Here is a 12997-nt window from a genome sequence, read left to right on the forward strand (position 1 = left end):
GGCATGTGCTCGTCGACAGGGGCGCGGCGAGCGGGCGCGCCTGACCCAGCAAACGACGTCTGCCGTTCCAGCGGCGACGTCGCGTTCAAGTCTCTCGGTGACTGGCCGTTACTCTCCTCGTCTGCGGCTGCTCCCCAGCCGCGGCTAATCCCTCTCCCGATACCCATAGCAACGAGGAGACGCCCCGTGTCGATTACCCACAAGATGGTGCTGACGTTCGGCCTGATCCTGGCGACGGCAGTCGCGGGGATCTCGGGCCTGGCGATCCTGCAGAGCCGGCAGGCGGCGGTCGACGCCTTCGCTGAGTCCAGCGGCCAGTACCTACGCCAAGTGGATTACTCACTTACCACCTTCCTGGAGCAGGTGGCCCAGGACGCGGCCTTCCTGGCTGCGGAGCCGCTGGTGGGCGAGGCTCACGGTAGCCTGACCCGCTATCTCGACAGTCGCGACACCCGGCCCATGACGCCCTCGCGCAATGCCGGCACGGAAGCCGACCTCTACGCGCTCTACTCGCGCTTCGCCGAGGCCAACCCCGGCTTGGCCTACGTCTATCTGGGCACCGCCGATGGCGGCTATGTGCAGTGGCCCGAAGGCAATATCGGTGCCGGCTACGATCCGCGGGAACGCCCCTTCTACCAGGCTGCCCTGAGCCGTCCCGGGGATGTCGTGCGCACCGAGGCCTACTATTTCGCCGCCGACGACGCCACTATCATCAGCTCCGTGCAAACCGTGGAGGACGATGACGGTCAGGTCATCGGAGTGCAGGGCGTCGACGTTTCGCTGGCCGGCTTGATGGACATGATCAACGAGATCGAATTCGGCGAGCAGGGCTATCTGGTGTTGCTGGAGGAGAACGGCACCGTCCTGGCCCATCCGGGAGATCCCTCCGCCGGCTTCCAGGACGTTGAGTCGCTCGATGATCCGTCGCTGGCCCAGCTCCAGGCACTCGCCCACAGCGGCGAAGCACTCAGCCAGTCGATCCAGCACGACGGCGAGACCTACCATGCCACCGTCTACCGTTCACCGGCGCTCGGCTGGTCCCTGATCGGCTTGATTCCCAGGCACGAGATGCTGGCCGGTGCCAACCGCCTGTCCTGGCAGCTGAGCCTGCTCGGCCTGCTGTTTCTGCTGCTGGCGATCCTCGCCGCCGGGGCAGTGGCGCGCTATCTGACGGCGCCGATACGCCAGGTCTCGAGGCAGATGCAGGAGATCGCCTCGGGCGAAGCGGACCTGACCCAGCGCCTGGCGGTGAAATCCCGCGACGAGATAGGCGAACTGGCGACCCAGTTCAATCGCTTCACCGATAATATCCACGACGTGCTGCTCGACGTACGTCACGGCAGTCGCACCGTGCGCGAGGCGGCAACGGCGATCAGCAGCGGCAGTGAGGATCTGGCGCGCCGCAGCGAGGGCGCGGCTGCCAACCTGCAGGAGACCTCGGCTTCCATGGAGCAGATCTCGAGCACCGTGGAGCACACCGCCGCCGCCTCGCGCCAGGCCGACGAGCTGGCACAGGGGGCCGCCACCGCGGCACGCGAGTCTGGCTCGGCGGTGATCAGGGTGGTCGACCTCATGCAAGAGATCCAAACGACGTCCGAGCAGATCGCCGAGATCGTCACCTTGATCGATGACATCGCCTTCCAGACCAATTTGCTGGCCCTCAATGCCTCCGTCGAGGCGGCCAGGGCCGGCCAGCATGGCAAGGGCTTCGCGGTGGTGGCCGAAGAGGTCCGTCTGCTGGCGCGGCGCAGTGGCGAGGCCTCGCGGGGAATCCGCGGCTTGATCGCTGACTCCCGCGACAAGGTCAGCCGCGGCAGCAGTGAGGTGCGCGCCGCCGGTGAAGCGGTGCAGGGGTTGGTTACCAACGTCGAGCGGGTGGCCGGGATGCTCGGCGAGATCAGCGTGGCAGCCGGCGAGCAGAGCGACGGGGTTGGCCAGGTCAACCAGGCGGTCAGCGAGCTGGATCGGATGACCCAGCAGAACACCCAACTGGTCGAAGCGTCCCGCGCTGCCGCCCATCGACTGACCGAGCAGGCCGAGCGACTCGCTCAGCGGGTCGGCGGCTTCGTGCTGCGTGAGCCGGCACTAGCGCCGGGCCACGACGACACCTGGAGCTCCCGACTGCCTGCCCCGGCAGACGCTAGCCACCGCTCTGATAGCCCTGTCACCGTCTGAGCGAGCGGTCGATGGACGACGGGTCGGTGCTCATTCCGGCCGGCGCGCCATCAGCGTGATCTCGACCCGGCAGCCACCACACAGCTTGGGTGACTGGGTGCAGGTACGTGCCGGGAAGTGGGGTCCTTCGAAATACTCGGCATAGACGGCGTCCATCTCGCTGATCTCATCCAGGTCGGCGAGGTGGACATCGACCCTTACCACGTCGTCCATGCTCACGTTGACGAGCTCCAGCATGCGCTCGAGTTCGCGCATCACGCGGTGGGTCTCCTCCTTGATGTCGCCAATCTCGGCCTCGGCACCGTGGATATCGGCGGCGGTCAGGCCGGAGACAAAGGCGTAGCGGTCGTCGAGCACGATGTGGCTACCGGGGAACTGCGGACTGGGAAGGGTCGGGTCGTTGCGGTGTTCTAGCATGGGATCTCCATATCGAATCAATGACCTATACGACTCGCTTGGGGCCGCGAGGGTTCCTGTCGTATCAGGCAGTCGCTGTGGCGTCCTCTGCCTCCTCGGCGAAAGGCTGACGCTGGGGTTGCCACGGCTCGGCAGTTGGCAAGTTTTCGATCCGCATACGCTCGACGACGAAATCGACGAAGGTACGCACCTTGGGAGAGATCAGGCGTCCCCCAGGGAAGACCGCATTCAGCTCAACCTCGGGTCCCTCCCAGCCATCCAGCACTCGGTGTAGCCGCTGCTCGTCTGGGCCCAGGCAGGCGACGATTTCGCTGGTTAGCATCAACCCTTGCCCCTCGACCAGCAGCCCGCGCAGCACGAAGGGATCGTTGGCGATGGCAATCGGGTCGATCTCTACTTCCACTTGACGCGTTGCATTGCGCAGCTGCCACAGGTAGCGCTGGCCGCGTTGGTCGGTGCACTTGGCCAGGGCGGGATGGTGAGCCAGGTCCGCCGGTTCGCTTGGCTCGCCGTGCAGGGCGATATAGCGGTCGCTGGCATAGACGAAGGAGCGGTAGCGCGCTAAGGGACGGGCTATCAAGGTCGAATCCGGCAGAGGCCCGACGCGAAGTGCAACATCGATCTGATTCGTCACCAGGTCGAGACGATCGTTGGATAGCACCATCTCGATACGCACTTGGGGGTGGCGCTCGCGAAACTCGCGTATCAGGTCGGAGGTGAACTCAGTGCACATGGTGAACGGCGCAGTGACGCGCAGCCAGCCGCGCGGGCTATCTTCCAGGCGCTGGACGGCGTTCTCGGCTTGGTTGAGATCCTGGGCGATACGGTTGCAGTAGTCGAAGTAGACGGCACCGGCCTCGGTAAGGCTCAGGTTGCGCGTGGTGCGGTGAAGCAATCGTGCGCCCAGGCGCTCCTCGAGCGCCTGCACCTTGCGGCTTACCGTCGTCTTGGAAAGATGCAGCTGCCTTGCCGCGGCGATGAAACTGCCTTGTTCCACGACCTTGGCGAAGATCAGGGCGTCATTGAGGTCTTGTAGCATGGTCGTAATCCTGTGCCGTGCACTCAGTGTTGGAAAAACACTGTGGCTGGGAGAGCACCGTGCCAGGAGACGTGCTGGTGTAGGCAAGCAGAGTTGCGCGGAGACTGTCCCGTCAACGGGACAGTATTTCCCTGTCGGCCCGACTAATCAAGTGCCCGGTAACACTATAAGGTGGCGTTCTACGAAGTTTGCCGTCGATTAAGCACGCCATCAAACGACATTAATAAATTATAAAAACACGCCGGCCAAGTCGAATAAAACGACGTGGTGAACTTCGTTTTATTAATGGGAGAGGGAATGTCATGAACGTCCAGAAGATGTTCGAAAAACTCGGTGGCCGGCAAGCGATCATGGTGACCGCCTTGATGGCCGGTCTTGTCGTTCTGTCGGGTTGCGAGAGCCAGGCCGATACCCAGGACGGGGCCGATCAAGGGCCTCCGCCCCCCGAGGTCAGTGTGGCCCAGGTGCTGGTCGAGGACGTCGAGTTGTGGGACGCCTTCACCGGGCGTATCGAGGCGGTGGAGACGGTCGATCTGCGCCCGCGGGTGTCGGGTTATATCGATAGCATTCACTACACCGAGGGCCAGGACGTCGAGAAGGGCGACGTCTTGTTCACCATCGATCCGCGGCCCTATCGCGCCGAACTGGCGCGCGCCGAGGCTGCACTACAGCGCGCCCGCGCTGGAGCCGAGCTGGCTCGCAGCGAGGCCGCCCGTGCCGAAGCGCTGGCGCAGAGTCGCTCGATTTCCCGCGAGGAGCTGGATCAGCGGCGCGCGGCGGCGGCCACGGCCGAGGCCGATATCCTCGCCGCCCAGGCCAGCGCCGACACCGCGCGGCTCAATATGGCGTTCACCGAGGTCCGCGCGCCGATCGCGGGGCGCACCGGGCGGGCGCTGGTAACGCCGGGGAACCTGGTCTCCGAGGCCACGCCGCTGACCCGCATCGTCGCGCTGGATCGGGTGCACGTGCATTTCCACAGCGACGAGCAGGCGTATCTGCGCTATGAGGCCATGTCGCGCAATGGCGAGCGTGAGAACTTGCGCGGGGCCAGTTTCCCCGTTCGCGTTGGCCTGGCCAACGATGTCGGCTACCCCTACCTCGGTGAGGTCGACTTCGTCGATAACCGCCTCGATGCCGAGGCCGGCACCATCCTCGCCCGCGCCGTGCTCGACAATAGCGAGGGGCGATTCGCCCCCGGGATGTATGCCCGCGTGCAGCTGCTGGCGGGAAGCGCCGACGACAGCCTGCTGATCGACGACAAGGCGGTGCTCACCGACCAGGATCGCAAGTACGTCTATGTGGTCGACGCCGAGGGCCGTGCCATGCGGCGCGATGTCCAGCTAGGTCGCATGATCGACGGGCTGCGGGTGGTGACTGAGGGTCTTGAGCCGACAGACCAGGTGGTGGTCAGCGGTGCCCAGCGGATCTTCTTCCCGGGCATGCAGGTAGCGGCGCAGAGCGTCGACATGCGCGGCGCGGATGTCACTGCCGGTGAGTACGCCGCCATGCGCTGAGCACGCCTGACGCTCGCTACCACCATCACCCTGAACGACGTTCTCGGGACAGACCTTGTGGTCCGCCCCGCAAGGGAGTCTTGTCATGAATTTCGCTAAATTCTTCGTCGACCGGCCGATCTTTGCCGCGGTGCTGTCGATCCTGATCTTTATCGCTGGCGCCATCGCCATCCCGCTGCTGCCGATCAGCGAATACCCCGATGTGGTGCCGCCTACCGTGCAGGTGCGGGCGGTCTACCCCGGTGCCAACCCCAGCGAGATCGCCGATACGGTGGCCACGCCGCTAGAGGAGGCGATTACCGGGGTCGAGAACCTCATGTACATGAAGTCGGTGGCCGGCTCCGACGGGGTGCTGGCGATGACCCTGACCTTCCGCCCCGGCAGCGATCCGGACGACGCCCAGGTACAGGTACAGAACCGGGTCAGCCAGGCCGAGGCGCGCTTGCCCGAGGCGGTGCGCCGCCAGGGGGTGACGACTGAAAAGCAGTCCCCCAACCTGACCATGGTGCCTCAGCTGATCTCGCCCGACGGCCGCTACGACAGCACCTACCTGCGCAACTACGCGGCGCTGCACGTGCGTGACGAGCTGGCGCGGTTAGAGGGGGTGGGGCAGGCGATGCTGTTCGGCGCTGGCGACTATGCCATGCGGGTGTGGATCGACCCCGATCGTGCCGCCGCCCGTGGGCTGACCGCCGGCGATATCCTGGCGGCGATCCGCGAGCAGAACGTGCAGGTCTCGGCGGGCCAGCTCGGCGCGCCGCCGACGCCGCAGTCGTCGGACTTCCTGATCTCGATCAACGCCCAGGGGCGCCTGACCAGCGAGGAGGAGTTCGGCAATATCGTGGTCAGGGCCGGCAGCGACGGCCAGATCACCTATCTCTCCGACGTGGCGCGCATCGAACTCGGCGCCGCCGAATATTCGCTACGCTCGCTGCTCGACAATCAGCAGGCGGTGGCCATCGGGATCTTTCAGGCACCGGGCTCCAACGCTATTGCACTGTCCAATGCGGTGCGCGACAGGCTGGAGGCGCTGTCCCAGCATTTCCCCGAAGGCGTTGAGTACACCATCGTCTATGACCCCACGGTATTCGTGCGCGACTCGATCCAGTCGGTGATCAAGACGCTGCTCGAGGCGGTGCTGCTGGTGGTGCTGGTGGTCACGATGTTCCTGCAGACCTGGCGGGCGTCGATCATTCCGCTGCTGGCGGTGCCGGTGTCGATCGTGGGTACCTTTGCGGTGCTCTACCTGCTGGGGTTCTCGATCAATACCCTGACCCTGTTCGGCCTGGTGCTGGCCATCGGCATCGTGGTCGACGACGCCATCGTGGTGGTGGAGAACGTCGAGCGCAACATCGAGGAGGGGCTGGCCCCGCTGGCGGCGGCTCACCAGGCGATGCGCGAGGTGAGCGGGCCGATCGTCGCCATCTCGGTGGTGCTGTGCGCGGTATTCGTGCCGATGGCCTTCCTCGAGGGCGTCACCGGCCAGTTCTATCGCCAGTTCGCGGTAACCATCGCCATCTCCACGGTGATCTCGGCGATCAACTCGCTGACGCTGTCGCCGGCACTCGCCGCGCTGCTGCTCAAGCCCCACGACGCGCCCAAGGATCGCCTGTCGCGGGGGATCGACTTGCTGTTCGGTTGGCTGTTCCGCCCCTTCAACCGCTTCTTCAACGCCAGCTCGCAACGCTATCAGGGTGGCGTGGCGCGCAGCCTGCGCCGACGAGGCGCGGTATTTGCGGTCTATGCGCTGCTGCTGGCGGGTACCGGCGTGATGTTCCAGGCGGTGCCGGGCGGTTTCATTCCCACCCAGGACAAGATGTACCTGATTGCCGGCGCCCGGCTGCCAGAGGGCGCTTCGCTGGACCGGACCGAAGCGGTGATCCGGCGCATGACCGAGATTGCCCTGGAGACGGAGGGGGTCGAGGCCGCAGTAGCATTCCCGGGGCTCAATCCGCTGCAGTTCACCAACACGCCCAACTCGGGCACGGTGTTCTTCGGCCTCGAGCCGTTCGGCGACCGCCAGCGCAGCGCCGAGGAGATCACCGCCGAGCTCAATGGCAAGTTCGCGGCGCTGCAGGAGGCCTTCACCTTTGCCTTCATGCCGCCGGCGATCCTCGGCCTCGGCTCCGGCTCGGGGTTCTCGCTGTTCATTCAGGATCGCGCCAACCTCGGCTACGGCGAGCTGCAGCAGGCGGTGGACGGCTTCAGCGGGGCGCTGATGCAGACACCGGGCATGGGCTATCCGATCACCTCCTACCAGTCCAACGTGCCGCAGCTCGACCTGCACGTCGACCGGGTCAAGGCCAAGACCCAGGGCGTGGCGCTCACTGACCTGTTCGAGACCCTGCAGGTCTACCTCGGCTCGGCCTATGTCAACGACTTCAACCGCTTCGGGCGTACCTGGCAGGTAATGGCCCAGGCCGACGGCGACTACCGCATGGACGCCGATAACATCGGCCGCCTGCGCACCCGCAACGAGTACGGCGAGATGGTGCCGATCGGCAGCATGATCCGCGTCGACCAGACCTACGGCCCCGACCCGGTGATCCGCTACAACGGCTATCCCGCCGCCGACCTGCTGGGCGAGGCCGACCCGCGGGTGCTGTCGTCGAGCCAGGCGATCCAGGTGGTCGAGCAGCTTGCCTCGGCGGTGCTGCCGGCGGGGATGTCCTTCGAGTGGACCGACCTGAGCTATCAGCAGGTCAACCAGGGTGGGGCGGCGCTGGTGGTGTTCCCGTTGGCCATCCTGCTGGTGTTCCTGGCACTGGCGGCCCTCTACGAGAGCTGGACCCTGCCGCTGGCGGTGATTCTGATCGTGCCGATGTGCATGCTCTCGGCGCTGATCGGCGTACGCCTGACCGGCGGCGACAACAATATCTTCGTCCAGGTGGGGCTGGTGGTGCTGATCGGCCTGGCGTGCAAGAACGCCATCCTGATCGTCGAGTTCGCCCGCGAGCTGGAGATGCAGGGGCGCGGCATCGTCGAGGCGGCGCTGGAGGCGTGCCGCTTGCGCCTGCGCCCGATCATCATGACCTCGATCACCTTCACCGCGGCGGTGGTGCCGCTGATGCTGGCCGGCGGCGCCGGTGCCGAGGTGCGCCAGGCACTGGGCACGGCGGTGTTCGCCGGCATGCTCGGCGTGACGCTGTTCGGCCTGTTCCTGACCCCGGTGTTCTATGTTGCGCTGCGCAAGCTGGTCACGCGTGGCCAACCCGACCCACGCGACGCGCAGCCTGTGGAGGGCGCCTACCATGCCTGATCTGGCCAACCCCATGAGAGCCATGCGACACCTGATGCTGTTGCCACTGACCCTGGCGCTGGCCGCCTGCGCGGTGGGGCCGGACTATCGCGCACCGGCGCTGCCCGAGCCCGCCGCCCTGGTGCGTACCGAGGCTGGGCTGGTGACGCCCGAGGCGGTCGAGCGTGACTTCTGGCGCGGCTTCGACGATGCGCTGCTTAGCGAACTGGTCGAGGAGGCCTTCGACGCCAACCACGACCTGCGCATTGCTCTGGCGCGCCACGACCGCAGCCTGGCCCTGCTGCGCCAGTCGCGCCGCGACCTGGCGCCCAGTGTCACCGCCGAGGCCGGCGCCGCCCATCAGCGCGCCAGTGCCGACCAGATGCCCCAGGCGACGCGCTCGCAGCGCGATTTCGAAAGCTATGATGCCGGCGTCGCCGCGCTGTGGGAGCTCGACTTCTTCGGCCGTGTGCGGCGCAGCGTGGAGGCGCAACAGGCGGAGGCGGAGGCCTCTGCCGCCGATGTGCGCGCCATGCAGGTGGTGGTGGTCGGTGAGCTGGTCGACCAGTACGTGCGCCTGCGCGGGCTGCAGGAGCAGCTGCGCGTAGCCCGGGCCAACGCCGAGAACCAGCGCGAGTCGCTGGCGCTGGTCGATGCGCGGCTGGAGGCGGGGCGCGGTACCGACTTCGATAGCGTACGCGCCCGGGCGCAACTGGAGAGCACGCTGTCGCGCATTCCAGCACTGGAGGGTGAGATCGCCGCCATCATCCATCGCCTGGCGGTGCTGACCGGTCGCGAGCCGGGTGCGCTGATTGCGCGGTTGGAGGCGCCGGCAGCGCTGCCGACGCTGCACGAGAAGGTGGCGATCGGCCTGCCCGGCGAGTTGCTGCGCCGTCGCCCGGACATCGCTGCGGCGGAACGGCGCCTGCACGCCGCCACCGCCAGCATCGGCGTGGCCACCGCCGATCTCTACCCGCGCTTTACTCTCAGCGGGTTGCTCGGCACCCAGGCTGCCAGCACCGGTGATCTGTTCGGTCGCGACAGCGAGACCCGGCTGCTGGCGCTTGGGGTCGACTGGTCATTCCTCGACAGCGGCCGGGTGCGGGCGCGCATGGCCGCGGCGGATGCCGACGCCGAGATCAACCTGGCGCGCTACGAGCAGACCGTGCTGCAAGCACTGGAAGAGGCGGAGACGGCGCTTGCCCGTTATGCCCAGGCGCTGCGCGAGCGCGAACACCTGGTTGAGGCCGCCGAGGCCAGTGCCGAAGCGGCGCGGCAGGCCCGGGTACGCTTTGAGGTCGGCGTGATCGACTTCCTGGAGGTCATCGACGCCGAACGCTCGGTGCTGGAGGCGGAGGATAGCCTGGCGCGCAGCCATACGCGTTCGGCAACCGCTCTGGTGGGGCTCTATCGCGCGCTGGCCGGCGGCTGGCCAAGCAGTGCCTGATCGCCTGCTTGGCGTCAGTCAGCTTCGATGGGGATTCGATGCTCACCCTCAACGTCAGGGAGGTACAGCACCGATGATTCGAGCCGCATGTCATCGGGTGCTCCGCTGCCCAACTGCCAGTGGGAAGGGAGTCGAAGGGTCACGCCTTGCACGGGGATGGGCGCATACAGCTGCAGCTGCCGTTGACCCTCGACCTCAATGACATCCACCTCCAGCTGATCGCGGGCCCGCCACCAATCACCGAATTGCGCCAGGGTGCCGAACCAGGCATCCGGCTTGAGTGCCGGAATGATCTGTTCGAGAAAGGCATATTTGTAGTCCAGCACATCCGGGTGCAACAGGATGACGAAGGTGCCCCCGTAGCCCTTGAGTTGATCGGCAAGCGCCAAGGCGGCGTCGACACGCAGGTCCATGCGCGGCGGAATCTCGTCCTCGATGGCGATCGGGAATTCGTAGATGCCGGTCTGCGTCTGATAGCGGCGGTCATAGGTCGCTCGGTAGGGCAGATGGGTCGTCACATTGCCCGCCGTCACCGAGGAGGAGTAGCGGTAGCCACTCGCCTCGAGTGCCTGGGGAAGCGCATCGGGCGTCGCCAGGTAACCGGGGCGAAACGACACCACCTCGGCGTCGCTCAAGGCCTCTAGCAGGAAGCGACTGACGCGCATTTCGCCGAGTACGCTTGCGCCAATGGTATCCGCGACGCCGCGTACCCTTGGCTGGTAGTCCGGAAAGCGCTCCTCTCCGCTACCCAGGGGCACGCTGGCGTACATATCGGTATGGCTCACCGAGTGGCTGGCAATCTCCATACCAGACTCATGAAGGCTGTCGAGGACGTCCGGCGTCGCATCGTTGAAGAAGCCCTGGTCGTAATAGTCACGGAAATACTTGGTCTGGATAAAGTAGGTGCCAGGGACACCCAACTGGTCGAGTAGGTCCCGATACGCCAGCATATTGTCCATCGAGTGGGCGAAGTCGACATCCAGGGAGACGATGACGCTCAGTGCCTGCCCTTCGGGCACGGTGTCGACGGTGACCGCCTGCGGCTCATGGTACTGGTAGAGGTGCCGCAGCCAGCGTAGCCATACATCCACCGAGGGTTCATAGGCGTTGGCGTAGTCGCGGTAGGCTTCACTGTTGCGGTCGTTATAGGCGCGCTGGATAAAGAATCCCAGGTCGAATCCCAGCGCGTAGGCTTGTCCGCCACTGGCATCTTCATGAGTGACGACGGCCGGTGCACCATCCTGAAAATGGGCCAAGGGGGTTTGTGCGCCGTGATATACCTGGGTGCCTATCCAAGAAGCGGGGTCGTCGGGAGCACCCAGTAACACCGTCCGCTCGCGTGGGTCATCGAGCCAACGGGTCGAGGGCGCCTCCGATGAGAAGCTCAGCTGATAGTGGTCGCGCGTTTCGCTGACCGATTCGAAGCCGAAGATATCCTGCAGTCCGCCCCCGAGTACCTGGGGTGCGATAAGGGTGCCGCCCGTCGTTACGTGTTCACGCAGCTGGTCGAGCGCATCCGCGTTGAGCACGCTGCCTGCAATCATCGGGTAGGCCAGTACTACCTGATGCTCGAGGGCGCGGGAGACATCGGTGGTGATCGTGAATGGCACGCCAATGGTCTTGAGACCATGCGCCAGGCCTAGCCATGTCGAGTCTTCGTCGGTCAGTAGAATGGCCAGACGCGAAGGTGTTCCCCGGTCGTACTGGGTCCAGGCAGTCGGAATGTTATCGGCAATCCGACTCGCGTCGGTGGGCCCCTCGAGACCGGACAGGACATGGTAAGTGTTGCGTTGTGCCAGGTAGATGGCGACCGCCAGTACCAGCACGGCGACGATCAGGATCCGAACCAGGTTCTCACTACTCTTCACGGCTGGCCTTGGCACTGAGTTGAGTGCTATTGGAGATGAGTGACGCGGTCGTTCCGCGGGCTGGGAGTCAACCTGGTTAGAGGGTATCGCTCTCATCCCTTCGGGTCCAAGGCAACACGTCGCGAACTGTTGCTCTTCTTACCGCAGTCTGGCGTGAAATCAATTGATCATGGCGGCGTACATCGACGGCATATTATCGTTGCATGATCGAACTTTTCGTCAGGAGACTTGGTATGAAAGCCGTGGTCTACGAAGCTTTTTCCGCCCCGCCGCAGATCAAGCACCTGCCCGATCCGACGCCGGAAGCGCATGGCGTGGTGGTCAAGGTGATGGCCACCGGCGTGTGTCGCAGTGACTGGCACGGCTGGATGGGGCACGACCCCGACATTCAACTGCCCCATGTGCCGGGGCACGAGCTGGCGGGCATCGTCGAGGCGGTGGGCAAGGACGTGACGCAGTGGCGCGTCGGCGATCGCGTCACGGTGCCCTTCGTCGGCGGCTGCGGCAGCTGCCCCGAGTGCTACGCCGGCCATCACCAGGTCTGCGACAACCAGTTCCAGCCCGGCTTCACCCACTGGGGCTCGTTTGCCGAGTACGTCGGCATCCACCAGGCGGACGTCAACCTGGTGGCCTTGCCGGAGACGCTGGGTTTCGCCACGGCGGCTAGCCTGGGCTGCCGTTTCGTGACCTCGTTTCGCGCCGTGGTCGATCAGGGCAAGGCATCCGCAGGGCAGTGGGTGGCGGTACACGGCTGCGGCGGCGTCGGCCTCTCCGCGATCATGATCGCCAATGCCGTGGGCGCCAACGTGGTGGCCGTCGACATCTCAGCCGCGAAGCTCCAGCTGGCCAGTGAGCTGGGCGCGGTCGCTACCGTCAACGCCAGTGAGGTGGCGGATGTTGCCGAGGCGGTCATCGAGGTGACGCGGGGCGGTGCCCATGTGTCGCTGGATGCGCTGGGACACCCTACCACCTGCTTCAACTCGATCAGCAATCTTCGTAAGCGCGGCAAGCACGTTCAGATCGGGCTGATGCTGGCCGATCACAGCACGCCTGCCATTCCGATGAGTAAGGTGATTGCCCACGAACTCGAGATTTTGGGCAGCCACGGTATGCAGGCCTATCGCTACGGCGCCATGCTCGACATGATCCAGACCGGCAAGCTTGCGCCCGAGAAGCTGGTCGGCCAGCGGATCAACCTGGAACGGTCGATCGCGGCGCTGACGAGCATGGACGAGTTCCAGGGCATCGGTGTGACCGTGGTGACCGAGTTCTGAGTTGCCGAGGCGAAGAAAAAGTAGC

Annotated in this window: 8 protein-coding genes; 5 read left to right on the forward strand and 3 right to left on the reverse strand. The window is 65.5% G+C overall.

The annotated features are described in order from the left end of the window. Positions 1 to 186: 186 nt before the first annotated feature. Positions 187 to 2175, forward strand: coding sequence for a methyl-accepting chemotaxis protein (locus tag BLT16_RS09990; RefSeq protein WP_176817207.1), 1989 nt, complete (start codon positions 187 to 189; stop codon positions 2173 to 2175). Positions 2176 to 2205: 30 nt separating this feature from the next. Here the strand turns inward: BLT16_RS09990 and BLT16_RS09995 are convergent, their stop codons facing one another. After that, positions 2206 to 2592, reverse strand: coding sequence for a RidA family protein (locus tag BLT16_RS09995; protein WP_089658387.1), 387 nt, complete (start codon positions 2590 to 2592; stop codon positions 2206 to 2208). Positions 2593 to 2656: 64 nt separating this feature from the next. Further along, positions 2657 to 3631, reverse strand: coding sequence for a LysR family transcriptional regulator (locus BLT16_RS10000; protein WP_089658388.1), 975 nt, complete (start codon positions 3629 to 3631; stop codon positions 2657 to 2659). Positions 3632 to 3948: 317 nt separating this feature from the next. On the opposite strand from BLT16_RS10000, the gene BLT16_RS10005 reads away from it, so the two are divergent. The 3 genes from BLT16_RS10005 (at position 3949) to BLT16_RS10015 (ending at position 9830) form a co-directional block, all read left to right on the forward strand. Beyond that, the gene (locus BLT16_RS10005; RefSeq protein WP_422717929.1) at positions 3949 to 5145 is read left to right on the forward strand and encodes an efflux RND transporter periplasmic adaptor subunit; all 1197 of its coding nucleotides are present in this window, start codon (positions 3949 to 3951) and stop codon (positions 5143 to 5145) included. A gap of 85 nt (positions 5146 to 5230) precedes the next feature. Next, on the forward strand, positions 5231 to 8404 hold the full coding sequence (locus tag BLT16_RS10010) for an efflux RND transporter permease subunit (protein ID WP_089658390.1): 3174 nt from the start codon (positions 5231 to 5233) through the stop codon (positions 8402 to 8404). A gap of 22 nt (positions 8405 to 8426) precedes the next feature. Then, positions 8427 to 9830, forward strand: a complete 1404-nt coding sequence (locus BLT16_RS10015) for an efflux transporter outer membrane subunit (RefSeq protein WP_218124433.1) — start codon at positions 8427 to 8429, stop codon at positions 9828 to 9830. Positions 9831 to 9844: 14 nt separating this feature from the next. Here BLT16_RS10015 and BLT16_RS10020 read toward each other — a convergent pair whose 3' ends face one another. Further along, positions 9845 to 11698 (reverse strand): polysaccharide deacetylase family protein, encoded by a 1854-nt coding sequence (locus BLT16_RS10020; RefSeq protein WP_176817208.1) that lies wholly within the window; start codon positions 11696 to 11698, stop codon positions 9845 to 9847. Between the two features lie 233 nt (positions 11699 to 11931). Between BLT16_RS10020 and BLT16_RS10025 the strand changes: the two genes are divergently transcribed. After that, complete coding sequence (locus tag BLT16_RS10025; protein WP_089658392.1) at positions 11932 to 12972, forward strand: zinc-dependent alcohol dehydrogenase family protein; 1041 nt, start codon at positions 11932 to 11934, stop codon at positions 12970 to 12972. Positions 12973 to 12997 lie beyond the last annotated feature (25 nt).

It is taken from the genome of Franzmannia pantelleriensis, from assembly GCF_900102875.1.
Taxonomy (GTDB): domain Bacteria; phylum Pseudomonadota; class Gammaproteobacteria; order Pseudomonadales; family Halomonadaceae; genus Franzmannia; species Franzmannia pantelleriensis.